The organism is Mycobacterium triplex, assembly GCF_000689255.1.
GTDB lineage: Bacteria > Actinomycetota > Actinomycetes > Mycobacteriales > Mycobacteriaceae > Mycobacterium > Mycobacterium triplex.
The window spans coordinates 4,497,418-4,521,956 of record NZ_HG964446.1; the positions used below are offsets into that span (position 1 = coordinate 4,497,418).

Below are 24,539 nucleotides of genomic sequence, written 5' to 3' on the forward strand. Positions count from 1 at the left end.
TTGTGCTCACTGGCGAAACTCCTTCATTGCGGCGGTAATACAGGCCTGGGAAGCGTTGTAGAAGATCGGCAGCACGCGGTCGACCACGCCCTCGCACCGGCTTTTCAGGGCGGCACCGACCTCGTCCAGGCGGCCGACGACCGCGAACGCCCGCAGCATGTCGTCGTCGATCAGCGATCCCATCGCGTCCCATTCGCCTTGCTTGGACAGGCGATTGAGCTCGGCGTGCAGATCGCCCCAACCATGCAGCTCAAGCACTTTGCGGTAGGCGGGCGTGGAACCGTAGAAGGCGATCTGCTTGCGCGTGGCGGTCATGGCCGCCGCCAACTCGGCGTCGTTTTCTCCGGTCGCCACCATCACCTCGCACGACACTTCGAAGTCGCCGCGGTCGCGCCCGCCGCGCGCCATCCCGCGCAGCAGCGCCGGCACGGTCACCTCGTTGAGGTAGCGCTTGGAGACCATCGGGTGACCGAGATGTCCGTCGGCGACCTCCCCGCACATCTCGGTCATCACCTCACCGACCGCGGCGATGAACACCTTCGGCACCGGGTACGGGTGCTGCTCCGGGGTGAACATCGGCGTCATGATCTTGTGGGTATAGAAGTCGCCCTCGAAACTCAGCTTGGCCTCGCCGTTCCAGGCGGACCAGATGGCGTGCAGCGCGGAGACGAATTCGCGCATCCGGCGGGCAGGATGACTCCACGGCATGCTGAATCGTTTCTCGATGTGGGGCTGGATCTGGCTGCCCAGGCCGAGAATGAAGCGGCCCCGCGAGTACGCCTGCAGGTCCCAGGCGACGTTGGCGACGATCATCGGATTGCGCGCGAACGCCACCGCGATGTTGGTGCCGAGCTCGAGACGCGAGGTGTGTTCGGCGGCCAGCAGCAGCGGCAGAAACGGGTCGTGACTGGTTTCGGCCGTCCAGCCCCCGTCATATCCCTGTTGTTCCAGGTCCCCGACCGCCTCAACCACGCGTTCGAGACGATTGGGGATGCCGCCGTCGATCTTGAGGCGGGGGCCGTCAAGCATGCGGGTAACTTTACAGTAAGCAATCCAGTATGTGACCCTGCTGATCTGGACGCGCGACCATTTCCCCACAGAGGTAGGAAAGACGCATGACAAAACCCCCGGATTGGGAGGAGACGCTCACCGACCTCGACCGTCGGCGCCGGCACGCGTGGGGCATGGGCGGGCCCGAGCGGCTCGAGAAGCATCGCGGCAAGGGCAAGCTCGACGCCCGCGCCCGCATCGAGCTGCTCCTGGACCCGGGCACCTTCCGCGAAATCGGCACCCTCGTCGGCGGCGAGATCGCGGCCGACGGGCTGGTGGTCGGCTCGGGCTCGATCAACGGCTCGCCGGTGATGCTCGGCGCCGAGGACTTCACCACCCTGGCCGGCAGCATCGGGCCCGGGGGCAACTCGAAGCGCTACCGCATCGCGGAGCTGGCGCTGCGCGACAAGACGCCGCTGGTGATGCTGCTCGAAGGCGCCGGCTTTCGCCCCGGCGGCGGGCACTACGGGCGCGCCCCCACCGACCTGCTCGCCCAGGCACAGTGCTCGGGCAAGGTGCCGACCGTCGCCGCGGTGCTGGGCCCCTCGGCCGGACATGGCGCGCTGGTGGCCCCGGTGTGCGACTTCCGGATCATGAGCACTCAGGGCGCGATCTTCACCGCGGGGCCACCGGTCGTCAAAGAGTCGACCGGAGAAGACATTTCGAAGGAGGACCTCGGCGGACCCGTCACCGCCTTGCCCAGCGGGGTGATCCACAACGTCGCCGAGGACGACGAAGCGGTGATCGCAGACATTCGGCGTTACCTGTCCTACTTCCCGCCGAGCGCGTGGTCGTATCCCCGCCCGCTGCCCCGCGACGAAGACAGCGAGCCACGGCCGACGCCGGAACTGCTCGACATCGTGTCGCGCGACAACCGCCGCGTCTACGACATGCGCGCGGTGCTCGACGTGGTCTTCGACCGGCCGGACTGGTTCGAAGTCCAGCCCCAGTACGGCAAGGCGATCATCTGCGCGCTGGCCCATCTCGGTGGCCACCCGGTCGCGGTCGTCGCGAACCAGCCCAATGTGCTCGCCGGCTCCATCGACGCCGACGCCGCGGACAAGGCCGCGCATTTCATCATGGTGGCCGACTCGTTCCACCTGCCGCTCATCTTCTTTGCGGACAACCCCGGCATGCTGCCCGGGAGCCGATCCGAGCGCAGCGGGGTGCTGCGCGCCGGCGCGCGGATGTTCGCGGCCCAGACGGCGGCCAGCACCGTCAAGCTGCATGTGACGCTGCGCAAGGCATACGGATTCGGGTCGATGGTCATGTCGCTGCTGGGTTTCGATCACCAGAGCGCGACCTTCGCCTACCCCGGCGCCACGATGGGCGCGATGAGCGCGGCCGCGCTGGGCCGGGCGACGCACGCCGGCGAGGACGTCACCGCGAAGCTGCGTGACGCCGAGCTGCAGGCGTCCTATCGCTCGGCCGAAAGCATGGGATTCGACGAACTCATCGACCCCCGCGAGACTCGCGACGCCCTGCTGGCGTCCCTGCTCCGCGGTCTGTCGGCCCGGCAGGCCGCCGCCGAGCCGGTGAGCCGGACCGTCATCATGCCCTAGCCGGCTCGCGCCGCATATCGATGTTCGGCAACTCTTCACCTTGACACCACTATGCCGTTGGTGCGGTCGTTGCTAGCCTCCAAACCGGCCGCGACCTAAGGGGATTGACCGCATGACGAACGCCCCATCCCCTGCATCGGGCGGTCGACGCGGACATCGCGTGCGTCCCGCCGGGTCTTTAAGTGCCGACGGTCGCCAAATGACTTATGGCACTGCGCTTCGCGACGACATCCACGGCGAGCGTGTCACGCCGCTCATTGGTGTGTTCGACATGTTCTCCGCCTCGCTGGTGGCCCAACACTACGGCGGCATGTTCATCTCGGGCTTCGGCTTCGCCGCCTCGTATTACGGCCTGCCCGACATCGGTTTCATCGCATGGCCGGACATGGTCAACTTCGTGCTGCGGCTTCGGCTGGCCTTTCCACGACAGCATCTTCTCGTCGACATCGACGACGGCTACGTCGACCCGGAGGTCGCCTGTCACGCGGTGGAGAACCTGGAACATATCGGCGCATCCGGGGTGATCCTCGAGGACCAGAAGCGGCCCCGGCGTTGCGGACACGTCGACGGCAAGCAGATCCTCCCGCTCGACGAATACCTGGAGAAACTGCAGCTGGTGCTCCAGACCCGTACCGACCTGGTCGTGGTGGCCCGCACCGACGCAACCGAGGAAGACGAGATCCTGCGTCGGGCAGAGGCTTTGGCGGCCACCGACGCCGACGTGCTACTGGTCGACGGGGTGCGCAGCACGGACTGGATCCGCAGGGTCCGCGGCGTCGTCGGCGATAAACCGTTGCTGTTCAACCAGATCGCCGGCGGGAAGTCGCCGCGGCTCTCGCTGACCGAGCTGGAGGACCTCGGCGTGAATGTGGCGATCTACTCGACGCCGTGCCTGTTCGCCGCGCACGCCGCCATCGAGGAAGCGCTGCTGAAGTTGCGGGCCAACGACGGCCGGTTACCCGAGGCCGACACGGGCGCAGTCGGCGTCGCGCATTCGATCGAGTTGTTCGAACGAAACATCTCACGGCATCACGGTGAACCGAGCAGTCTCGGTGTCACCGCCGCGGGTTGACGTCCGGCTAGCCCGCGGAACCCGCCCGGTAGGCCGCGACCACCGGCTCGAGTTCGTCGGGTGTGGCGCCGTGCATGATCACCGCGTCGGCGCCGTACTCGAATTCCTTGCGAATGCGCTCCGCACACTCATTCGCCGATCCGGTGGCCGAGGGCTCCAGCCACTCGTCGGGGATCAGCGTCGCGATGTGCTCGATCTGCTCGGCGGTGGCCTTGTGATCGATCCCGCCGGCGATCGAGGTGACCACCGAATCTGCCCGGAACCGGGCCAGCACCGCGGGATCCCAGTCGTTGGTCCGCACCATCAGGTCGCCGTAGCCCTGCAGGTAGGTGGCCAGCCGGGCGACGGTCTTCTTCAGCCGCAGCGCTTCGGGGAGGTGGTCTCCGACCGTGGCGAAGCACGACCACACCCGCACGCTGTCGGGGTCGCGGCCCGCCTTCTCCGCCGCGGATTTGACGGTTTTGACGCAGCGCTGCAACGTCTCCGGCGTGAAATAGGTGTGCAGGATGACGTCGTCGAACGCCCGGCCGCCGAGCGCGAGCGTGTTGGGCCCGAACGCCACCAGCGCCAGCCGGATGTCCTCGTTGAAGTCCGGGTCCAGGAACAGGATCGGGTATTTGCCCATCGGGCCTTCGTGGTTGAAGATCAGCTCGCCGTGGAACAGCCGCCGCATGACCTGGGCCCAATCCTCCATCTGTGCGGTCGTGACGGCCGGGATGCCGAACGCGCCGTAGATCGCGGCGATGCCCCGGCCGATGCCCAGCGTGAACCGCCCGCGGGAGAGCCGGTGCATCGTGGTCGCCCACGAGCCGGTGATCAGCGGATGCCGGGTGTTGTGATTGGTTGCCGCGGTGGCGATCTGCATCCGGTTGGTCACCGCGCAGGCCGCTCCGACCAGTGACGACGCCTCCTTGACGTTCCAGCGCTCGGAGATGAACGCGGTGCCGAAGCCCAGCTCCTCGCCGCGGCGTGCTTCGTCCATCAAGGTCGCCGGGCCCTCGCCCCCGGCGCCGGCCAGCAGGTAGTAACCCAACTCGTCAAGTGCGCGATCAGTCAATTCCAAACTCCTTGGTGGTAGCCGCAATTCCAGACTTCGGTGATCCGGCCGGCAACGACGCGGAACACCTCGATGCTGGCGATGTGGGTTTTGTCGCCGTCGCCGGTGGTGATGGTCGAGTCGTAGACGATGGCGACGTGCTCGCCGTCATCGTCGGCGATGACGCTGTTCAGGTCGAAGTGCAGTGACTCGACGTGCTGCCACATGTCGGACACCCGGGCGACGGCCTCGGCGTGGGTCAGTGTTCGCGCCTCGCCGACCTCGTGCCGGATGACGGTGTCCCCCAACAACTCTTCGGCCAGCTCGATGTTGCATTCGTTCCAGACCACCAGGTTGTACAGTTCGACGACTTCGCGTGCGGTGCGAGTGGCCGTCATCGCTGGGACACCGGTTCTGGCCCGTTTCGCGAGACGACCTCGCGCAGGAATCGCTCGGAAACCTTCTGCACGCGCCGGGAAAAAATGTGGCCCACGTGGCTGCCGTCGTACCAATACAACTGGCCGCCCCAACGTTCCTGCAACGCGTCGGTGGGCTCGCGCATCGCCATGCGATCGTGCCATGCCCCGACGATGAGCCGGCGCTGCGGCGGCGGCGCCGGATCGGCCGCCAGCGGGTCGATCACCGACGTCAGCTGCGCGACCGTCGGGGATCCCAGCAGTTCCCGGAAGCCGTCCCGGGCCGATCCCCAGCGGGAGAGGTGCCGGGCGATCATCGCGTTCAGGCCCAGAATCGGGGTGTAGAGCGCCACCGCGTCGATTTGGCGCTCCAGGTGCGAAACCAAAGCTGCGACCGGAGTGCCCATCGAAATGCCGGACACCACAACGGCACTGGCCTGCGGTTGCACCCAGCGCAGCACGGCGCGCACCTCCGACACCGACCGCATCATGCCCGCGACGTTGCCGAGCGGATCCATGTCCGGATACGCCGGCCAGTCCCGGCGCCGGCACCCGTGGCCGGGCTGCACCGGCATCGCGACGTTGAACCCCAGCGTGTGGTGGATGTGGCCGATGCGCGACAGCAACAAATCCCCGGTGCCGCCCTGACCGGCTCCGTGCACCCAGATCAGCCACGGCCGGGGCCGGTCGCGGTGGCGGCACAGGTGCACCACCGCCCGGGCCGGACCGCTCAGACCCTCGGCCGCCAGCGCCCGGGGCAGTTGCGGGTCGTGTTCGAACGTCAGCCGCTCGTACGCCAGCCCGCCAATACGGCGTCGCCGTATCGACTGCACCTGCAAGGGTTTTGGCGCGGTATGCGCGCCGTCGATGCCCAGCGCCGACAGCTCCTGCGCCGCCGGCGCGCACGCGCTCAACGGCCGGACATCTTTGGTCAGGTCTCCGCCCAGCAGCGAAAAGCCACTCAGCACAAGTTCGTCCAGCATGACCTCGCCGAACTGGCGCACGCCCCGCGCCGACGCCGGGACCCAACCCGTCGATTCGTTGAGGCCGGCCACCGTGCGCGGCAGCACCATGCCCAGTTCGCGGCCGATATCCAAGGACCGTCTCGCCGGCGAAAACCCAGACATGCCGCTCACCTTAAACCAGTTACGCCAACTTGAAACCGGTGTACCCGCCGGCGGCGATTTCGTCGCAGCGGCGCCGATATTCGGGGATCCCACCGGTATAGCCCATGTACATCCGCTTCTTGCCGGGCACGTTGCCGCCGTTGTACCAGGAGTTGCAGGACGGGTGAACCAACACCGTCGGGGCGACCAGCGCGGTGGCGTGGTCGATCCATTCCTGCTGCGCGGTGCCCAGCGCCTCGATGGTGCGGATGCCGTTGTCGCGCAGATACGCGATGCAGTCGCCGATCCACTCCACGTGCTGTTCGGCCGCCGCGACGAAGTTGGTGGCCGCGCTCGGGCTGCCCGGACCCTGGATGGTGAACAGGTTCGGGAAGCCGGCGACGGCCAACCCGAGGTAGGACAGCGGCCCCTCGGTGGCCCAGAACTCACCGAGCGACATCGCGTCGCGACCCCGGATGTCGATGCGGGACAGCGCGCCGGTCATCGCGTCGAAGCCGGTCGCGTAGATGATCACGTCGAGGTCGTATTCGGCGGCTTCGGTGCGGATACCGTGCGGTGTTATGTCGCGGATCGGCGCCTTGCGCAGGTCGACGAGTGTGACGTTGTCCCGGTTGAACGTCTCGTAGTAACCCTGGTCGATGATCGGCCGCTTACATGCGAACGGATGCACGGGGACAAGCGATGCGGCCGTCTGCGGGTCCTTGACGATGCGCGCCACCGCCTCGCCGTAGAGCTGGCCGGCCATTCGGTTGGCCTCGATGTCAAAAAAGATGTCACTCCAGTTGAGCGCGCCCATCACGCCGTGCTCCTCGATGGCGCGCAGCTGCTCTTCACGCGAGGCCGACTTGATCGGCGGGCTGCTCAGCATCTCCAGCAGTACGGAAAAGGCGCTCAGCCGGGCGGCCCCGATCGGGTGGGCCCGCTGGGCTTCCCGGATCTCACCGTATCGGCCTTTCATCTCGTCCAGCTCGCCCGGTTCGAACCGGTGCACCCGCCAGGGCAGCGTGTATGCGGGCGAACGTTGAAATACGCAGAGCTGCAACGCTTGTCGAGCCACGACGGGGATGAGTTGGACTCCGGTGGAGCCGGTGCCGATCACCCCGACCCGTTTTGCGGTGAGGTCGAAACCCTCCTTGGGCCAGCGGCTGGTGAACAGCGACGCTCCGGCGAAACTGCCCATTCCCGGGATGTCGGGCTCCAGCGGTACCGACAGGATGCCGGAGGCCGCGACGACGAACGGGGCGACAAAAGACTCGCCGGATTCGGTGCGCACCAGCCACACCGCGGCCTCTTCGTCGAACTCCATCGCGACGACCTTGGTACCGAACGCAATATCGCGACGCAGGTCCAACCGGTCGGCGACGAAGTTCAGGTACGCCTCGATCTCGGGCTGGGCCGGCATCGACTCCGTCCAGACCCATTCCTGCTGAATCTCGTCGGAGAAACTGTAGGAGTATTCGATGCTTTCGATATCGCATCGCGCACCCGGGTAACGGTTGAACAGCCAGGTGCCGCCGACGTTTTCGGCCATCTCCAGCACCCGGGTCCGCAGTCCGAGCTGTCGCAGGCGATGCAGCATGTACAGTCCGGAGAACCCGGCACCGATCACCAGCACGTCGAAGGACGCATCGGAATCAGGCATCGTCACCACCGGTTATCCGCAGCATCGTCCGGGTCAGGTGCAGGCTCTTGATCCGCCAGGCGCCGTCGGCCTTCTCGTAGGTCTCCCGGTAGTGGCCCGCGCCGTGCATCTGCCGGCCGTCACCGAAGATCAGCAGGTCCTCCATCGCCCAGATGCCGGTGGCGGTGTCGGGCGAGGTGAGCGTCAGCTCCGGGGTGTGGCAGTGGTGCATGGTGGCCACACCCTCCAGGCCGCCCAGCACGGTCGGCACGAAGTTGTCGACGCCCTCGATCGGCGGTGCGGTCATCGGGTCGGCACCGCCGACGGACACCGCCATGTCCAGGGTGACCACCACGTCGGTGGTGAACACGCCGCGCCAGGATTCGACGTCTTTGGTGTCCAGAAAACGGCAGTACCGCGCCTTCAATTTCCGAATCTCTTCCAGCTCATCAGCCGCCTGAGTCATATCGCTCCTTGCCGTGCGCGGGCCAGCCTGCTGAAATCTATACTGTAACGGACTTAGTATCAGCGAAACTACTACGGGAGGACGGGCGTGCGGGTCCCTTTCACCTGGAAAGTCACCGGCTGGTTCATGGTCGGGTGGTCCCCCGAATTCCCCGTCGGCGAGGTCCGGCCGCTGCAGTATTTCGGCGAGGATCTCGTCGCCTACCGCGACGAGTCGGGCGAGCTGCACGTGCTCGAGGCGCACTGCAAACATCTCGGCGCCCACATCGGTCACGGCGGCAAGGTGGTCGGCGACTGCGTCGAGTGCCCCTTCCACGGCTGGCGCTGGGGCCCCGACGGCACCAACCGCTACATCCCCTATCAGCCGGACCGCCCCAACAAGGCGCTGCGGCTCAAGTCATATCCCGTCCGGGAGCAATACGAGTGCGTGTTCATCTGGCATCACCCGGAAGGCACGGAGCCGCAGTGGGAAATGCCGGACATCTTCTTGAAGTTCCCGCAGTTCGAGACGGACCCGGCGGGCTACTACCGGGCGTATCCGGAGTTCTCCCGGCGCGCCGAGCGCGAACCGGTGCATCCCCAGATCGTCGCGGAGAACGCCCCCGACAGCGCTCATTTCGAGTACGTCCACCACGCGACGGTGACGCCGCGGGTGCTGGACTGGAAGATCGTCGACCAGGAATGGCAATTCATCGCGGGCTGGCCGGATGCGCGCAGCGACAATCCCGATGATCTCGCGCTGCGGTTCCACAGCCACCTGTTCGGACTGGGCGGCGCGATCAGCGTCTTCGAAGGCGCGCAGAATCATCGCCTGATCTTCACCTGCACGCCGGTCGACGACGAATGCTCGGACCTGTTCTACTCGATCTGGTGGCCGCGAATCCCGGGCGACGACTCCGATGTCCCGGAGGGCAAGCTGCGCGACCTCATCGAAAAGCAGTTCCTGTCCACCGTCTTCGACGACCTGGAAATCTGGCGCTACCAGAAGTACGTCGAACATCCGGCACTGTCCAAGGTCGACGCGAAAGGCTATATGGCACTGCGAAAATGGGCGACGCAGTTCTACGACGTCCCAGCATGAGCCGCCAACTCGCCGACGTCCTCGAACCCGGGCACACCGCGATCCTCACCCAGGAATGCCAGGGCGCGGTCATCGGCCCGAACGCCGGATTGGCGGCACTCGCCGAAGAGGCCCGCCGGGAGGCGTTACCCAACATCGTGCGGCTGTTGCCGGCGGCCCGGGCGGCCGGTGTGCAGGTCGTGCACTGCCTGGTGCAGCGGCGCCCCGACGGCCTCGGCTCCAACCACAACGCCAAGATCTTCACCATGAGTCGCGGCCCCGGAAAAGGAGGAGTCGACATCGCACCGGGCACACCCGGAGCCGAGCTGCTTCCCGAATTGGGCCCTGATCCAGCCGATCTGGTGCTGCGCAGATGGCACGGCGTGGGACCGATGGGCGGCACCGACCTGGACGCGGTGCTGCGCAACCTCGGGGTGTCCACGATCGTCGTCGTCGGTGTTTCGCTGAACATCGCGATACCCAACGTCGTCATGGATGCGGTCAACGCCGGCTACCGCGTCGTCGTGCCCGCCGACGCCGTCGCGGGCATCCCCACCGAGTACGGTGCTGCGATGATCGCCAACACGCTGTCGCTGCTGGCAACGATCACCACGACCGACGATCTGCTCCAGGTATGGCAGCAGCAGGCCAAAGGATCCGCATGACCGACACCGCCGCCGGAACCCGCGGGGGATTCCCGCAAATCTCTCCGGTCGAAAACGCACCGCCCGAGCTGGGACGATTCGCTGACGCGATGCGCCGCTTGCAGGATCTGACGGTATCCACCAACCCGGACAGCTCGCTCTGGGCGAGCGCCGCTCAGTACGTCGAGAACGCCTGCGCCCTGCTCGACGGCCACCAGGCGCCGGAGCACGAGGCGCCGGCAGGTCGCGTCCTCGAACTGCCCGGGCTGGGTCATCCGCTGCTACCGCCGTGGACCCTGACGGAATCCGGACCCGACGGCGTCACGATGCAAGGGCACTTCACCCGGTCGCACGTGGGCGGCAACAATGCCGTGCACGGCGGCATGATCCCGCTGTTCTACGACTGGCTGTTCGGCATGGTGGTTTCCACCGCGGGCATTCGCCCGACCCGCACCGCGTACCTACACGTCGACTACCGCAAGATCACCCCGATCGATGCTCCATTGACCGCGACAGGCCGCATCAGCAATACCGACGGCCGGAAAGTCTTCATCTTCTCCACGATGACGTCGGCCGATGGATCGCTGCTAAGCGAAGCCAACGGCCTGATGGTTCGTCTGCTACCCCACCAACCGTGAGGACAAAGATGTCGGACACCGCAACACAATTCACCGTCCCCGCCGTCGCCCGGGCCGTCGCGGCCAGGATCGGCGACCGGGCGCTGCTGATCCAGGGCGAGCGCCGGCTCAGCTACGCGCAGACCGTCGAGCGGTCCAACCGGCTCGCCGCGTACCTGCACTCCCGAGGGCTTGGCTGCCACACCGAGCGCTCCGGCCTGGCCGGCCACCAGGTGGGCCAGGACCTGCTCGGCCTGTACGCCTACAACGGAAACGAATTCGTCGAGTCGTTGCTCGGCGCCTTCGCGGCCCGCGTGGCGCCCTTCAACGTCAACTTCCGCTACGTCAAAAGCGAGCTGCAGTATCTGCTCGCGGATTCGGGTGCGACCGCGCTGGTCTACCACGCCGCGTTCGCGCCACGGGTCGCCGAAGTCCTGCCCGACCTGCCGAAGCTGCGCGTGCTGATCCAGATCGCCGACGACTCCGGCAACGACTTGGTCCACGGCGCAGTCGATTACGACACCATCATCGCGTCCACGCCCGCGACGCCGCCGCCGGTGCGGCACTCCCCCGACGATCTGTACGTCCTGTACACCGGCGGCACCACCGGGATGCCGAAGGGCGTGCTGTGGCGCCAGCACGACATCTTCATGACGTCCTTCGGCGGCCGCAATCTGATGACCGGCGAGCCCGCCGGCTCGATCGACGAGATCGTCCAGCGAGCCGCCGCCGGCCCCGAAACCAAGTTGATGATCTTGCCGCCGCTGATCCACGGCGCGGCGCAATGGAGCGTGATGACCGCCCTGACCACCGGGCAATCCGTCGTCTTTCCTTCGGTCGTCGACCATTTGGACGCCGACGACGTGGTCCGCACGATCGAGCGGGAGCGGGTAGCGGTGGTGACGGTGGTCGGAGACGCGATGGCTCGTCCGCTGCTCGCCGCCTTGGAGAGGGGTATCGCCGACGTGTCGTCGCTGGGTGTGATCGCCAACGGCGGCGCGTTGCTGACCCCCTATGTCAAGCAGCGCTTGATCGAAGCGCTGCCGAATGCGGTTGTCGTCGACGGTGTCGGGTCCTCGGAGACCGGGGCGCAGATGCATCACATGTCGGCGTCCGGCGCGGTGTCCACCGGCACCTTCAACGCGGGGCCGGATGCCTTCGTGGCGGCCGAGGATCTGTCGTCGATCCTGCCGCCCGGACACGACGGCATCGGCTGGCTGGCGCAACGCGGTTACATTCCGTTGGGGTACAAGGGCGATGCGGCCAAGACCGCGACGACCTTCCCGGTCATCGACGGTGTGCGCTACGCGGTTCCGGGTGATCGGGCCCGCCATCGCGAGGACTCCAGCATCGAGTTGCTGGGCCGCGATTCGGTGACGATCAATTCCGGCGGCGAGAAGATCTTCGTCGAGGAGGTCGAAACCGCGATCGCCTCGCATCCCGCGGTGGCCGACGTGGTGGTCGCGGGACGGCCCAGCGAACGATGGGGCCAGGAGGTCGTCGCCGTCGTCGCGCTGGCCGACGGGGCACCCGCCGACGCAGACGATCTGGTGACGCACGCCGCACAGTCGCTGGCTCGCTACAAACTTCCCAAGGCGATCGTTTTCCGTCCCGTCATCGAGCGCAGTCCGTCGGGTAAGGCCGACTACCGGTGGGCGCGCGAGCAGGCGGTGAACGGATGAGATATTCCGATCGCGTCGCCGTCGTCACCGGTGCCGGGTCGGGCATCGGGCGCGCCCTGACCCAGGCCCTCACCGAGGAGGAGGCGCACGTCGCTGCATCCGACATCGACACGGCGAATCTGGCGCAAACACAAGCACTCTGCCGGCCTGGTCGGGTGACCACCTATCAGGTCGACGTCGCCGACCGCGATGCGGTGTGCGGGTACGCCGACGACGTGCGCCGCGATCTCGGGCCCGCCTCGTTGCTGTTCAACAACGCCGGGGTCGACCTGTTCTCCAGCATCGCCGACATGTCCTGGAAGGACTTCGACTGGCTCGTCGGCATCAACATCGGTGGCGTGGTCAGCGGGACCAAGGCCTTCCTGCCGCAGCTGATCGAATCCGGAACTGCGCAGCGGCCGGCGCGGTTGGTCAACCTGTCCAGCGCGTTCGGCCTGATCGCGGTGCCCTACCAAGGGGCTTACAGCACTTCGAAATTCGCGGTGCGGGGTTTCACCGAGGCGCTGCGCCAGGAGATGATCATGCAGGGCCATCCGGTGACGGTGCACTGCGTGCACCCCGGAGTGGTGCGCACCAACTTCGGCACCAACATGCGCACCGCGCAGACCGAGGATCCCGAGCAGGCGGCGAAGTACTTTAGCCGGCTGGCGCTGACGTCTCCGGCCAAGGCCGCCCGGACGATCCTGCGCGGGGCCGAGAAGAACCGCGCCAGAATCCTGATCGGACCCGACGGGCGGGTGATGGCGGCGCTGCCGCGGCTGCTGGGTGTCGGATACGCCGACCTGATGGCGCGCGCCGCGAAGCGCAATACCAACGCCCGCTAGGCGGGCGGGCCGCCCTTGAGCCGGCGGCGGGTGCGGGCCCGCGTCATGCGCATCATGGCGTCGGCGTACATCCGCATCGGCCTCCCGAACGGCGGGGCGGCACTGCCGGTGACGCTGAACGGCAGGTCGCTGCCCACCACCGACCGGTGGTGACTGAACGCGTCGAAGCCGGCCTTGCCGTGATACGCGCCCATCCCGCTGCGGCCCACGCCGCCGAACGGGGCGGCCGACGGAATCATCTGCGCGGCAAAGTCGTTGCGGGCCACGCCGCCGCTGCGGGTGCTGCGGACGAAGTCGCGGAAGTCGGCGTCGTCGGGTCCGTACCAGTAGGCCACCAGCGGCGCGGGCCGCGCATTGATGTAGTCGATGGCATCGCCCAGGCGCGAATATCCCTGGACCACCAGGACCGGACCGAAGATCTCTTCGCTGGCGATCTTCATGGTGTCGTCGATGTCGCGCACGATGGTCGGCGCGATCTTGCGGGAACCACGGTCGGGCAGTAACTCCCCTTCCGGCGCAACCGTTTCCACGGTGGCACCGTTGGCGCGTGCATCTTCGATCAGCCCGACGACCCGGTCGAAATTGGCCTGGTTGACACTCGAGCAGTAGTCGCTGTTGGCGACGATGTTGGGGAACATGGCGCGCAGTGTTTCGCGGGCGACACCGACGAACGTCTCGATCTGCTCGTCGGGGACGAAGACGTAGTCGGGGCACACGCACACCTGTCCCCCGTTGACCATGCGCCCCTGTGCGATCCGGGTGGCGGACCGGCGGATGTCGGCGGCGGGCGCGACGACGACGGGGTTCTTGCCGCCGAGCTCCAGCGTCACCGGCACCAGGTTCTGCGCGGCCGCCCGTTGCACCATGGCGCCGACCGAGGGCGAACCGGTGAAGAACAGATGATCGAACGGCAGCGTCGAGAACATCGCGGCCACCTCGGGTCCGCCGGTGACGATGGCGAGTTCGTCGGCATCGAAATAGTCCGGCGCGGTCGCCCTCATCAGCTCAGCGGTGTGGGAGGTGACCTCCGACATCTTGATCATCACCCGGTTGCCCGCGGCGAACGCAGTCGCGGCGGGAAGGATCACGAGATTGAGCGGGAAGTTCCACGGACCGATGATGCCGACCACTCCGAGCGGTGACGGTTGCACTTCGGCACGCAGCCCGAACAGCCCCGCCGCGCGCATCAGCTTGGTGGCCCGCATCCATTGGGCAACATGGGATCTCGTGTGCTCGATGACCGAGATCATGCCGATGACCTCGGTGAACAACGTTGCCGCTTTGGATCGGGTACCGAAATCGGTACCCATCGCGTCCACAAACGCATCGGTGTTGTCCAGGACCAGCGCCATCAGCCGGTCGATCCGGTTGCGCCGCAGCGCCACGGACGGCGGCCCGTCGGCGACGAAGGCTCGGCGCTGCCTGGCCAGGATGGCGCCCAAGTCCGCGCGCTGTTGTTCGACTGTGCTGTCAGCTCGTTGATCGAGTGTGCTCATTGTGACCTCGTTCGAACTGGAAGGCGCCTTGTCACGACGTCGCTGATCTTAGGCCCATATTGTCTACTGTAATAATTACAGTACGATCTTACGTAACGATTGCCCGTTCGCGCTGAGATGGAAGTAGATGCGGGAGATATAGGTGACGACCAACGTTCCCACCGCCGGCACCGGCGACCAAACGGTCGATCTGCGTGACCCCTATCCGTACTTCGCGCACAAGCGCCGTCAGTCCGGCGTCTTTCGGGGAACGGTCATGGATTACAGCAAGACACCCGAGTCCATGCTGCCCAAGAACGAGTACTCCGCGGTGTCGTTCAACGCGGTCAACACGGTGTTCCGGGACGGCCGGGTGTTCAGCTCCAAGCCCTACGACAAGACGATCGGCTTGTTCATCGGTCCGACCATCCTGGCGATGGAAGGCAAGAAGCATCGCGAACACCGCAACCTGGTGTCGGCGGCATTCAAGTCCCGGGCGCTGGCACAGTGGGAGCCGACGATCGTGCGCCCGATCTGCAACGCGCTGATCGACGAGTTCATCGAAACCGGCCGCGCGGATCTGATCCGGAATTTCACGTTCGAGTTCCCCACCCGTGTCATCGCCCGGCTGCTGGGCCTACCGGACGAGGACCTGCCGATGTTCCGCAAGCGGGCCGTGCAGTTGATCAGCTATCACGTCAACTACGAGAAGGCCTTCGAGGCGTCGGCGGCACTGAAGGACTACTTCATCGAGCAGATCGAGCAACGCAAGTCCAAGCCCACCCAAGACATCATCGGCGACCTGGTGACCGCCGAGATCGACGGCGAGAAGCTGACCGACGAGGCCATCTACTCGTTCCTGCGGCTGCTGCTGCCGGCCGGGCTGGAAACCACCTACCGCTCCTCGGGAAACCTGCTGTATCTGTTGCTCACTCACCCCGAACAGTTCGCCGCCGTGCAAGCCGATCACCGGCTGATCGGCCAGGCGATCGAGGAAGGCCTGCGCTTCGAGACGCCGCTGACCACCGTGCAGCGGTTCACCACCGAGCAGACCGAACTGGAAGGCGTGACGATTCCGGAGCGCTCCGTGATCGGCGTGTGCATCGGCTCGGCCAACCGCGACGAAACCCGCTGGGAGCGGGCCGAAGAATTCGACATCTTCCGCAAGGCCACGCCGCACATCTCGTTCGCCGCCGGTGAACACACCTGTCTGGGTCTGCACCTGGCACGGCTGGAGACGCGCGTGGCCGTCGAATGCCTGCTGACCAGGTTGACCAACTTCACCGTGCTCACCGACGACGATCCGCACATTCACGGTCAGCCCTTCCGATCGCCGACCGCGCTTCCCGTGACGTTCGACGCCAAGTAGCGTCCGCGGTGAAGAAACGTACGGCCTGACGACGACGGAGTTGGTGGGACAAATGGTCAAGGTGATGCAGGGCATTCGGGTCCTCGAGGTTGCACAGTTCACGTTCGTCCCGGCCGCGGGAGCGATCCTGGCGGACTGGGGCGCGGACGTGATCAAGGTCGAGCACCCGCTGCGGGGCGATACCCAACGTGGCTTCCTCAACATGGGTGGCATTCAGGTCAACCCGGAGCGGCATCCGCTGATGGAGCATCCCAACCGGGGCAAGCGCAGCGTCGGGATCGACGTGTCCACTCCCGGCGGCCAGGAAGTGATCTACGAGCTGGCCAAAACCTCCGATGTGTTTCTGACCAACTACAAGCCGTCTCAGCGGCAACAGCACAAGTTCGACCTCGAACACATCCGCGCGGTCAACCCGAACATCATCTACGCCCGCGGTTCGGCCTATGGCGACAAGGGGCCCGAGCGCAACGTCGGTGGCTACGACGGAACGGCGTTCTGGACGCGCAGCGGCATCGGCTACGCGCTGACTCCCGAGGAGCTGGGTGGCGCACTGGGACAAGGCATTCCCGCGTTCGGCGATTCCATCGGCGGGATGTTCATCGCCGGCGGCATCTCGGCGGCGCTGCTGCACCGCGAGCGCACCGGGGAGGCCGTCGAACTGGATGTGTCGCTGTTGAGCACGGCGTGGTGGGCCGCCGGCGCCAGCATGACGCAGGGCATGGAGACCGGCGAGGTGATGCGCACCCCCATGCCGGGGTCCGCCGGTGCGATGTCGGTGAATCCGTTCATGGGCAACTACGAAACATCCGACGGCGGCACGATCAACCTGTGCATCATCAGCCCGACGGGCCTGATCCGGGACACCTTCGAGCACCTCGGCATCCCCGAGGCCGCCGACGACGAACGCTTCTCCGAAGTGCTCCCGTTGATTCAGAACGCCAGCGCGGCCGCCGAGCTGATCGCGAAGGCCTTCGCCGCCAAGCCCTTTGAATATTGGCGCCAGCACCTGAAGACGATGAAGGGCCAATGGGCGCCGTTCCAGAGCCTGATCGACCTGGCCGGCGACGAACAGGCGATCGCCAACGACATGATCGCCGAGGTCGAAGTCGCCGCGGGCGGAGCGCCGTTCAAGGTCGTGCGCGGCCCGGTCCAGTTCAACCACGAGCCGCTGCAGACCACCCGGGCGCCGCAAGCGTCCGAGCACACCGAGATCGTTTTGATGGAGATCGGCATGGATTGGGACCGCATCGAGGAACTCAAGAACGCAGGGGCCATCGCGTGAATGACGTCGCGATCATCGGGGTCGGCCTGCACCCGTTCGGCCGATTCGAGGGCAAGTCGGCGATGCGGATGGGCGTCGACGCCATCCTTGCCGCGGTCGCGGACGCCGGGATCGCCTGGCAGGACGTTCAATTCGCGACCGGCGGCAGCTGGACGGTCGCCAATCCGGACGCGATCGTCGGCATGGTCGGGCTGACCGGCATCCCATTCACCAACGTGTTCAACGCGTGCGCGACGGCGGCCAGCGCCGTCAAGGCCTGCGCCGATGGAATCCGGTTGGGCGACTACGACATCGGCATCGCGATCGGCCTGGACAAGCACCCGCGCGGAGCGTTCACCGAGGACCCGGCGCTGGTGGGCATGCCGAGCTGGTATGCGGAGAACGGGCAGTATCTGACCACCCAGTTCTTCGGCATGAAGGCCAACCGGTACCTGCACGACCACAACATCTCTCGGGAGACGCTGGCGAAGGTCGCGGCCAAGAACTTCCGCAACGGCGCGCTGAATCCGAATGCGTTCCGTCGCAAGCCGATCTCCGAGGAGGAGATCCTGAACTCGACGATGCTCAATTACCCGCTGACGCAATACATGTTCTGCGCGCCGGACGAGGGCGCCGCGGCGGCGGTGATGTGCCGGGCCGACATCGCGCACCGCTACACCTCCAAACCCGTCTACCTGCGGGCCGTGGAAGTCCGCACCCGCCGCTACGGCGCCTACGAGGTGAACACCACCTGCGCACCGGTCGAAGAAGACGTGGCGCCAACGGTTTACGCCGCCCGCACCGCGTTCGAGAAGGCCGGCGTCGCGCCCGGCGATGTCGACGTGATCCAACTGCAGGACACCGACGCCGGCGCCGAGATCATCCACATGGCCGAGTGCGGGTTCTGCGCGCACGGCGACCAGGAGAAGCTGCTGGCCGACGGCGCCACCGAGATCAACGGCCCGATGCCGGTCAACACCGACGGCGGGCTGATCGCCAACGGGGAGCCCATCGGCGCCTCCGGCCTGCGCCAGATCCACGAAATCGTCCGCCAACTCCGTGGTGAAGCGGGCGATCGCCAGGTGCCCGGGAACCCGAAGGTGGGGTTCACCCAGTTGTACGGCGCCCCCGGCACCGCGGCCGCGACCATCCTGACGACCTGACGGGACCATTCGATGGCTCAGTTCACCCAGGCGCCGATCTTCGACGCCGACCAGCACATGTACGAGACCCCGGAATCGTTGACCAAGTTTCTCCCGGAGCGCTACGCGCGAGCCGTCCAGTTCGCCCACATCGGGCGCCAGACCCGAATCATCATCAACAACAAGGTCTCTGACTTCATCCCGAACCCGACATTCGAGCGCGTCGCCGCACCGGGCGCGCATGAGAAGTTCTTCGCCGGACAAAACTCCGACGGGCTCACGCTGCGCGAGATGCAGGGCCCGGCGATCGCCGCGCCGGCCGCGACACGCAATCCCGACGACCGGATCGCCGAACTCGACCGACAGGGCGTGGTGGAAGCGCTGAACTATCCCACCCTGGCCAGCCTGGTCGAGCACTCCTCGGCCGACGATCCCGAATTGACGCTGGCGATCATCCACGCGCTGAACCAGTGGATGGGGGAACACTGGACGTTCAACTACCAAAACCGGGTGTTCTCCACCCCGATCATCAACCTGTCCGAGGTCGACGCCGCCCAGCGTGAGCTGGAGTACCTGCTGGACAACGACGTTCGTGCCGCGCTGATCAAGCCCGGGCCGGTGAACGGGCTGCACGGCTGGCGCTCCCCGGCGCTACCCGAGTTCGACCCCTTCTGGCGCGACGTCGAGGCCGCCGGGCTGCCGATCGTGCTGCACGCCAGCTACCCGCCGCTGGACGACTACGTCGCCAAGTGGGAACCGCCGCACACGCAGAACTTCATGGCGCAGAGCGCATTCCGCTGGATGACGTTGGGCCACCGCGAGATTGCGGACATGATCACCAGCCTGATCTGTCACGGCACGCTGACCCGATTCCCCAAGCTGCGCATCGCCAGCGTCGAGAACGGCAGCTCGTGGATCTTCCCGCTGTTCCACGATTTCGAAGACCTGCAGAAGAAGATGCCGCAGAATTTCCCCGAGCATCCGCACGACGTGTTCCGGCGCAACATCTGGGTCAGCCCGTTCTGGGAGGGCTGTGTGGCCGACGTCGTCGACACCGTGGGCTGGGACCGGGTGCTGTTCGGCTCCGACTACCCGCATCCCGAAGGACTGGCCGAGCCGAAGGGTTTCTGGAAGTACGCCGACGACATGGACGAACGGCGCACCTACGACTTCATGGGCGACAACGCGCGCCGCTTCATGGGCCTGCCGATCGCCAACCCCGACCCGAATGCCGCCAAGCCCCCGGCCCTCGCCACCGCCTGAGCACGATGGCCTGACTTTCGCCGAACGTGCCGTGGTGGCGGCGACACGCCGGGGCAACACCGCCATCAGTGCACGTTCGGCGCAGGGTTGAGGGGTCAGGAGACCTTCTTGACCGGCGGTGAGTAGCTGGGCTTGCCCAGCCCGAGCGTGTACTGCCCGATCATGTTGCGGAACACCTCGAGGGTGCCGCCGTAGATGCCGACCAAAGGCGCGAACCGGTAGACGTATTCGGCGCTGCCGTCGTCGGCGGCCCCGTCGGCGCCGAACGGCAGGGCCGATGCCGCGCCGTGGATGTCCATCAGGTCCGGGGAGATGTCGCGCATCGTCTGGGCGATGGCGACCCGTCCGTAGATGTTCGGCGAGGACAACGCCGCCTCCAGGCGGGCCACGCTGCGGCCCAGCCGATAGGCGACCGACTCGTCGTCGACGAGCTTGCGCCCGTTGGGATCCGGGCGCGTCACGGCCGTCACCGCGTTGTCGACGGCGGTGGCCATCGAACCGGCCTGGTGCATCATGATCGAGGTGTCCTGCAAGCCGTCGGGTGCGGCCGCGACCGCGCCGTGCTCGGTGTTGAGCGGCTCGCGCAGCACCGTCCAGCCCGCGTTCACATCGCCCAGCCGGTACTTGTCGTCGACGCGGACGTCGCTGTAGTAGACGATGTTGGTCCGGTCGCCGTCCACGGTGCGGATGCCCTGGATCTCGATGCCCGGGGAGTCCAGCGGCACCAGGAACATGGTCAGGCTCTTGTGCTTTGGCGCATCCGGGGCGGTGTTGGTGATCAGGAAGACGTACTGGCAGTTGTGCGCGCCGGTGGTGAACATCTTCGAGCCGTTGACCACCCAGCCCTCGCCGTCGCGCACGGCGCGGGTTTTGCAGGTGGCGATGTCGGAACCGCCCTCGGGCTCGGTGTAACCGAGGCACAGCCTCACCTCGCCGCTGAAGACCCGCGGCATCACCTCGTCCTGCAGCTCGGCCGAGCCGAATTTCGCGACCGACCGGGCCACCATTGCGGTCGTCCCCCAGGTCACCCACGGCACGTGGGCGCGGCGCTTCTCCAGCTCGTAGATGCGCCGGCGCACACGACTGAATCCACCCTCGGATTCCGGCTTCCATTCCTTTGCCAGATAGCCCGCGGCGCCGAGTGCCAGATGCACGCCCTCGTCGAAGTTGTCACCGGTCTCGCGGTCGCGCCGCAGAACTTCCTCGGTCACATGTGTTTTCAGGAAACCGCGCAATTCCTCGCGAAACGCCTTGTCCTCATCCGAAAGCTCCACCCGGGAGAAGTCCATGTTTTACTCCTGTCCTAGACGGCCGCTGCGGCGCTCTCGCGGGCGGTCACGATCTCGGCGACCCGCTTGGCCGTGGCACCCGGATCCCCGGCCGCCAGCGGCCAACCCCGGGCCCGCACCAGGTACGCCGTCGCCGCGGCTTCGGACGAAACACCCAGTCCGCCTTGGATATGCACGGCCATGGTGGCCGCCTTGGCCGCCTCCTCGGCCATGAACACGAACGCCGACGGCGCCAGCTCGGCGCGTTCGTCCGGTTCGTTGTCCAGGAACCAGGCCGCCCGCCGGGCCAGGTTGCGCCCGCCCTGCACGGTGATCGCCATGTTGGCCAGCGGATGCGAAATGGCCTGCAGCGTTGAGATCGGGACGCCCAACGTGTAACGGGTCTTGGCGAACTCGGCCGCGATGGTCATCGTCTCCTCGACCAGGCCCACCAGGGCCGCCGCGGTCAACAGCCGCCACTCGTCCAGCGCGAGTACGTAATTGGCCAGCGCTTCGGGCCCCCGCGCGATGACCGTGCGGGTGTCGGCGTTGGCCGGATCGACCCAGGCCATCGGCAACCGGCCCAAGTTGTCGACCTTGGCGGGCCGGGTTCCGAAGGTCAGGCGCACCACCTCGTCGCCGTCGCGGACGATGATGTGGTCGGCGATCGACCCGGTCGGGATCAGCCGCACGCCCGGCGCGCCGTCGATCCGCGCGTCGATGCCGGCGAGCTGTTCACCGTCGGCGACGCCGGCGGTGTCGACGCCCAGCGCCCCCAGCCGGCCCAGCAGCCGAGCCGCGCACACATGGTCGACCCACGGCACCGGCGCCAGCGAACGCCCGATCTCTTCGGCCACCAGCGTGAGGTCGACCAGCGTCGCGCCGTCGCCACCACTGGACTCGGGCAGCGCCATCGTGGTCGCGCCCATCGCGCACAACCGCTCCCACAGGTTCTTGTCGAACCCGGAAGGCTCCGCCGCGCGCACAGTTTCGATCGAGCAGTGCGTCTTGAAGAATTGCTTGTACGCGTTCTGCAGGTCCACATGGTGGTCGGACAGGCTGTAGTCCAGCCTGCGCAGCTCGTAGCGGTCCATGGTCACTGCTCCTGTCCGAAGAAGAATTCCTGGGCGTTGTTGTACAGGTAGTTGTCCAGTACCTCGGCGGGCAGGTCCAGGGCGCGGGCTTCGGGGATCACCCGGCGCATTCGCAGGACCGGCCAGTCGGACGCGTAGATGACCTTGTTCGGGCCGCGGGTGCGCATGTAGTGCAGCAGGCTTTCCGGCAGCCGCTTGGGCGACCAGGCCGACGTCATCAGACGCAGGTTTTCATACTTGAGCAACAGCCGGATCGCGATGTCCCACCACGGATCGGCGCCGTGGATCATGCACAGCTTGAGCTCCGGGAAGCGCACGCACACCCGGTCGAGGTGGATGGGGTTCTGTACCTCACCGGGGATCGGTGGCCCCGGAATGCCGGTGTTGACGCACAGCGGCAGGCCCAGTTCCGCGCACTTGGCGTAGAGCGGGTAGTAGACGGCATCGCTGGGCGGATACTGGCCGTCACCCCAAAAACTGGGTCCCACCACGGCATAGACGACCGGCAGATCGCGCACGATCGCGGTCAGCTCGCGCAGCGGCCCCACCGGCCGCAGCAGGTTGACCCCACCCATGGCCAGTGCGAAGCGGTCCGGCTTGGCCTCGACGAACTTTCGTGCGGTGGTCGACGGGCTGGCGAGGTTGTCCATCAAGACCGCCTTCTGCACCCCGTGGGTGTCCATCTCGTCGAGGAGCTCGGACAAATCGACCGGCGCGAACATCGACTGCGGGCCCTTGAAGTAGTCGTCGCGGACCTTGAGCATCCAGGTGGGCTGGGAGTCGGCCTCGCCGAAGTGCACGTTGATCAGGCAGTCGATCGCTTTGTCGTTCATGCGGGTCCTTCTGCATCGGCGCCGGCCAATGCGGTAGCCGGAAGCTGTTCTGCGGCAACTTGTTTGGCCCATCGGTAGTTCGGCTTGCCGTTGCCCAGGCGCTGCACCTGCTCGACGAACAGGATGGCCTTGGGCGCCTTGAAGTGGGCCAGCTGCGACTTGCACAGCGTGGCGAGCTCGGCTTCTTCGACGACGCCGGCGCCGGGCGCCACCGCGACCAGCGCGACGACTTCCTGGCCCCACCGCTCGCTGGCCCGCCCGACGACCAACGCGTCGGCGACGCCGGGGTGGGTGCGCAGTACTTCTTCGACTTCTTCGACGAAGACCTTTTCGCCGCCGGTGTTGACCACCAGCGAGTCGCGTCCGTACAGGCGCAGCGTGCCGTCTTGTTCGATGCTCGCCCGGTCGCCGGGGATCACCACCCGCATGCCGTCGATCTCCGGAAAGGTGCGCTGCGTGGCCTCGGCGTCGTCGAAGTAGCCCAGCGGAATCCGGCCACTTCTTGCCACCCAACCGATTTCGGGATCGCCGGGCGCCAGGAACCGGGTGCGGTCCTCGGACACCACCGCTCCGCCCTCGCGGAGCACGAAGGTCTCGCTCTGCGTACCGCGTTGACTGTGCCCGAACCCCATGTTCCCGGATTCCGACGAGCCGTAGCCGTCGATGATGGTGACCTGTGGCAGCTTTTCCATCAGCGCATGCTTGAACTTCGGATTCGTCGCGGCCCCACCGGTGCCGATCCCGTTCAGCGCCGACAGGTCGTAGCAACCTCGTTGCAACTCGGCGACCAGCGGGCCGGCGTACGCGTCACCGACCATGGTCATCATGCCGACCCCTTCGCGCTCGGCGGTCTCCCATACCGCGCGCGCGTCGAGTTTGCCCCGGCCGTCATAGAGCACCGCGGTGAAACCGCTCATGATCGCCGCGAAGGCGGTCCACATGCCGGCCGCGTGCATCAGCGGAGAGACCGCGAACCACGGCTGGCCTCCCCCGCGCACCTTGGCGTGGATCTCGTCGACGCCGGAGTGGTCGGCCCCGACCATCGACGCCACGTACATGTCGGATTGGCGCCACAGCACCCCCTTGGGACGGCCGGTCGTCCCGCCGGTGCACATCATGATCAGGTCGTCGGGCGATCCGGGAGCCGGCTTGCCCGAACCCCCCTGCGCCAGTGCATCATCCAGCGTCACCGCGCCCGGCAGTTCGGCGGCGTCGCTGCCGTCGTCGATCGAGATCAGCAGTTCGGCACCGTCCGACGGCAGCACCTCGGCGCACCGCGCACCGAGCGATCGATGGTAGATGATGCCGCGCGGCCGGACGTAGCAGAGCAGGTCGGCGATCTCGCGCGGTGAATAGCTGTAGTTCACGTTGACCGGGACCACGCGGGCTTTCAGGCACGCGATCACCGCGTCCGGGTACAGGTCGTTGTACATCAGCAGCGCAACCCGGTCCTGACCGCACTCCCAGCGGTTCAGCGTGTCCCGTTCGCGATGCGCCCCGAAGCCGTTGGCGCTCAAGAAGTTCGCTAATCGACTGGTTCGGTCTGCCGACTCGGCGAAGGTGCTGCGCCGGGTTCCGCAGACCGTCATCAAACGGTCGGGAATGACGTCGGCGATCGCGTCGAGCACCGCCCCGACGGTCCATTCACTCACTGCCCG

At 66.7% G+C, this 24,539-nt stretch carries 22 protein-coding genes; 11 read left to right on the top strand and 11 right to left on the bottom strand.

Annotated elements, in window-relative coordinates:
* Positions 1-6: 6 nt before the first annotated feature.
* Positions 7-1,029: an LLM class F420-dependent oxidoreductase gene (locus tag BN973_RS20735; protein WP_036470580.1), complete on the bottom strand. Its 1,023-nt coding sequence runs from the start codon at positions 1,027-1,029 to the stop codon at positions 7-9.
* An 86-nt stretch (positions 1,030-1,115) separates the two neighbouring features.
* On the opposite strand from BN973_RS20735, the gene BN973_RS20740 reads away from it, so the two are divergent.
* Positions 1,116-2,612 carry an acyl-CoA carboxylase subunit beta gene (locus BN973_RS20740; RefSeq protein WP_036470581.1) on the top strand — a complete coding sequence of 499 codons (1,497 nt, stop codon included), beginning with the start codon at positions 1,116-1,118 and terminating at the stop codon, positions 2,610-2,612.
* A 199-nt stretch (positions 2,613-2,811) separates the two neighbouring features.
* Positions 2,812-3,684, top strand: coding sequence for an isocitrate lyase/PEP mutase family protein (locus BN973_RS20745; RefSeq protein ID WP_036470582.1), 873 nt, complete (start codon positions 2,812-2,814; stop codon positions 3,682-3,684).
* 7 nt (positions 3,685-3,691) lie between these two features.
* Here BN973_RS20745 and BN973_RS20750 read toward each other — a convergent pair whose 3' ends face one another.
* The 5 genes from BN973_RS20750 to BN973_RS20770 are packed head-to-tail and all read right to left on the bottom strand — an operon-like array spanning position 3,692 to position 8,350.
* Complete coding sequence (locus BN973_RS20750) at positions 3,692-4,741, bottom strand: TIGR03857 family LLM class F420-dependent oxidoreductase (RefSeq protein WP_036472796.1); 1,050 nt, start codon at positions 4,739-4,741, stop codon at positions 3,692-3,694.
* A complete protein-coding gene (locus BN973_RS20755; protein ID WP_036470584.1) occupies positions 4,738-5,118 on the bottom strand; it encodes a nuclear transport factor 2 family protein in 381 nt (126 codons plus the stop codon). The genes BN973_RS20750 and BN973_RS20755 overlap by 4 nt, the downstream gene beginning before the upstream one ends.
* The gene (locus BN973_RS20760) at positions 5,115-6,263 is read right to left on the bottom strand and encodes an alpha/beta hydrolase (RefSeq protein ID WP_036470586.1); all 1,149 of its coding nucleotides are present in this window, start codon (positions 6,261-6,263) and stop codon (positions 5,115-5,117) included. Before BN973_RS20760 ends, BN973_RS20755 begins: the two co-directional genes overlap by 4 nt.
* Positions 6,264-6,282: 19 nt before the next feature.
* On the bottom strand, positions 6,283-7,905 hold the full coding sequence (locus BN973_RS20765; protein WP_036472797.1) for a flavin-containing monooxygenase: 1,623 nt from the start codon (positions 7,903-7,905) through the stop codon (positions 6,283-6,285).
* Complete coding sequence (locus tag BN973_RS20770; protein WP_036470587.1) at positions 7,898-8,350, bottom strand: nuclear transport factor 2 family protein; 453 nt, start codon at positions 8,348-8,350, stop codon at positions 7,898-7,900. The genes BN973_RS20765 and BN973_RS20770 overlap by 8 nt, the downstream gene beginning before the upstream one ends.
* Before the next feature lie 87 nt (positions 8,351-8,437).
* Here BN973_RS20770 and BN973_RS20775 point away from each other — a divergent pair, with 87 nt between their 5' ends.
* The 5 genes from BN973_RS20775 to BN973_RS20795 are packed head-to-tail and all read left to right on the top strand — an operon-like array spanning position 8,438 to position 13,176.
* Positions 8,438-9,430 carry a Rieske 2Fe-2S domain-containing protein gene (locus tag BN973_RS20775; RefSeq protein ID WP_036470588.1) on the top strand — a complete coding sequence of 331 codons (993 nt, stop codon included), beginning with the start codon at positions 8,438-8,440 and terminating at the stop codon, positions 9,428-9,430.
* Positions 9,427-10,074 (top strand): cysteine hydrolase family protein, encoded by a 648-nt coding sequence (locus tag BN973_RS20780; protein WP_036470589.1) that lies wholly within the window; start codon positions 9,427-9,429, stop codon positions 10,072-10,074. Before BN973_RS20775 ends, BN973_RS20780 begins: the two co-directional genes overlap by 4 nt.
* Positions 10,071-10,691: a PaaI family thioesterase gene (locus BN973_RS20785; RefSeq protein WP_036470590.1), complete on the top strand. Its 621-nt coding sequence runs from the start codon at positions 10,071-10,073 to the stop codon at positions 10,689-10,691. Before BN973_RS20780 ends, BN973_RS20785 begins: the two co-directional genes overlap by 4 nt.
* Before the next feature lie 8 nt (positions 10,692-10,699).
* Entirely contained in the window at positions 10,700-12,352 is a 1,653-nt protein-coding gene (locus tag BN973_RS20790; RefSeq protein WP_036470591.1) for an acyl-CoA synthetase, read from the top strand.
* On the top strand, positions 12,349-13,176 hold the full coding sequence (locus tag BN973_RS20795) for an SDR family NAD(P)-dependent oxidoreductase (protein ID WP_036470592.1): 828 nt from the start codon (positions 12,349-12,351) through the stop codon (positions 13,174-13,176). Before BN973_RS20790 ends, BN973_RS20795 begins: the two co-directional genes overlap by 4 nt.
* Here BN973_RS20795 and BN973_RS20800 read toward each other — a convergent pair.
* Positions 13,173-14,672: a coniferyl aldehyde dehydrogenase gene (locus tag BN973_RS20800; RefSeq protein WP_084163481.1), complete on the bottom strand. Its 1,500-nt coding sequence runs from the start codon at positions 14,670-14,672 to the stop codon at positions 13,173-13,175. The two genes, BN973_RS20795 and BN973_RS20800, sit on opposite strands and share 4 nt — an antisense overlap.
* A 142-nt stretch (positions 14,673-14,814) precedes the next feature.
* On the opposite strand from BN973_RS20800, the gene BN973_RS20805 reads away from it, so the two are divergent.
* From BN973_RS20805 to BN973_RS20820, 4 genes are all read left to right on the top strand, one after another.
* Positions 14,815-16,020, top strand: coding sequence for a cytochrome P450 (locus BN973_RS20805; protein ID WP_036470595.1), 1,206 nt, complete (start codon positions 14,815-14,817; stop codon positions 16,018-16,020).
* Between the two features lie 64 nt (positions 16,021-16,084).
* On the top strand, positions 16,085-17,302 hold the full coding sequence (locus tag BN973_RS20810; RefSeq protein ID WP_036472800.1) for a CaiB/BaiF CoA transferase family protein: 1,218 nt from the start codon (positions 16,085-16,087) through the stop codon (positions 17,300-17,302).
* A complete protein-coding gene (locus BN973_RS20815; protein ID WP_036470596.1) occupies positions 17,299-18,444 on the top strand; it encodes a thiolase family protein in 1,146 nt (381 codons plus the stop codon). Before BN973_RS20810 ends, BN973_RS20815 begins: the two co-directional genes overlap by 4 nt.
* Positions 18,445-18,456: 12 nt before the next feature.
* Positions 18,457-19,686 (top strand): amidohydrolase family protein, encoded by a 1,230-nt coding sequence (locus BN973_RS20820; RefSeq protein ID WP_036470597.1) that lies wholly within the window; start codon positions 18,457-18,459, stop codon positions 19,684-19,686.
* 95 nt (positions 19,687-19,781) lie between these two features.
* Here the strand turns inward: BN973_RS20820 and BN973_RS20825 are convergent, their stop codons facing one another.
* Genes BN973_RS20825 through BN973_RS20840 form a run of 4 tightly spaced genes read right to left on the bottom strand, consistent with a single transcriptional unit; the run spans position 19,782 to position 24,533 of the window.
* Complete coding sequence (locus tag BN973_RS20825; protein WP_036470598.1) at positions 19,782-20,975, bottom strand: acyl-CoA dehydrogenase family protein; 1,194 nt, start codon at positions 20,973-20,975, stop codon at positions 19,782-19,784.
* A gap of 14 nt (positions 20,976-20,989) precedes the next feature.
* A complete protein-coding gene (locus BN973_RS20830) occupies positions 20,990-22,048 on the bottom strand; it encodes an acyl-CoA dehydrogenase family protein (RefSeq protein ID WP_036470599.1) in 1,059 nt (352 codons plus the stop codon).
* Between the two features lie 2 nt (positions 22,049-22,050).
* Complete coding sequence (locus tag BN973_RS20835; RefSeq protein ID WP_036470601.1) at positions 22,051-22,881, bottom strand: amidohydrolase family protein; 831 nt, start codon at positions 22,879-22,881, stop codon at positions 22,051-22,053.
* Entirely contained in the window at positions 22,878-24,533 is a 1,656-nt protein-coding gene (locus BN973_RS20840) for an acyl-CoA synthetase (RefSeq protein WP_051641387.1), read from the bottom strand. Before BN973_RS20840 ends, BN973_RS20835 begins: the two co-directional genes overlap by 4 nt.
* Positions 24,534-24,539 lie beyond the last annotated feature (6 nt).

Bases quoted from the DNA above. Each gene is read 5' to 3' on its own strand.
- BN973_RS20790 (WP_036470591.1), top strand. From the start codon at position 10,700: ATGTCGGACACCGCAACACAATTCACCGTCCCCGCCGTCGCCCGGGCC.
- BN973_RS20810 (WP_036472800.1), top strand. From the start codon at position 16,085: ATGCAGGGCATTCGGGTCCTCGAGGTTGCACAGTTCACGTTCGTCCCG.
- BN973_RS20785 (WP_036470590.1), top strand. From the start codon at position 10,071: ATGACCGACACCGCCGCCGGAACCCGCGGGGGATTCCCGCAAATCTCT.
- BN973_RS20745 (WP_036470582.1), top strand. From the start codon at position 2,812: ATGACTTATGGCACTGCGCTTCGCGACGACATCCACGGCGAGCGTGTC.
- BN973_RS20765 (WP_036472797.1), bottom strand. From the start codon at position 7,905: ATGCCTGATTCCGATGCGTCCTTCGACGTGCTGGTGATCGGTGCCGGG.
- BN973_RS20755 (WP_036470584.1), bottom strand. From the start codon at position 5,118: ATGACGGCCACTCGCACCGCACGCGAAGTCGTCGAACTGTACAACCTG.
- BN973_RS20760 (WP_036470586.1), bottom strand. From the start codon at position 6,263: ATGTCTGGGTTTTCGCCGGCGAGACGGTCCTTGGATATCGGCCGCGAA.
- BN973_RS20825 (WP_036470598.1), bottom strand. From the start codon at position 20,975: ATGGACTTCTCCCGGGTGGAGCTTTCGGATGAGGACAAGGCGTTTCGC.
- BN973_RS20780 (WP_036470589.1), top strand. From the start codon at position 9,427: ATGAGCCGCCAACTCGCCGACGTCCTCGAACCCGGGCACACCGCGATC.
- BN973_RS20820 (WP_036470597.1), top strand. From the start codon at position 18,457: ATGGCTCAGTTCACCCAGGCGCCGATCTTCGACGCCGACCAGCACATG.
- BN973_RS20795 (WP_036470592.1), top strand. From the start codon at position 12,349: ATGAGATATTCCGATCGCGTCGCCGTCGTCACCGGTGCCGGGTCGGGC.
- BN973_RS20800 (WP_084163481.1), bottom strand. From the start codon at position 14,672: ATGAGCACACTCGATCAACGAGCTGACAGCACAGTCGAACAACAGCGC.
- BN973_RS20830 (WP_036470599.1), bottom strand. From the start codon at position 22,048: ATGGACCGCTACGAGCTGCGCAGGCTGGACTACAGCCTGTCCGACCAC.
- BN973_RS20740 (WP_036470581.1), top strand. From the start codon at position 1,116: ATGACAAAACCCCCGGATTGGGAGGAGACGCTCACCGACCTCGACCGT.
- BN973_RS20735 (WP_036470580.1), bottom strand. From the start codon at position 1,029: ATGCTTGACGGCCCCCGCCTCAAGATCGACGGCGGCATCCCCAATCGT.
- BN973_RS20835 (WP_036470601.1), bottom strand. From the start codon at position 22,881: ATGAACGACAAAGCGATCGACTGCCTGATCAACGTGCACTTCGGCGAG.
- BN973_RS20770 (WP_036470587.1), bottom strand. From the start codon at position 8,350: ATGACTCAGGCGGCTGATGAGCTGGAAGAGATTCGGAAATTGAAGGCG.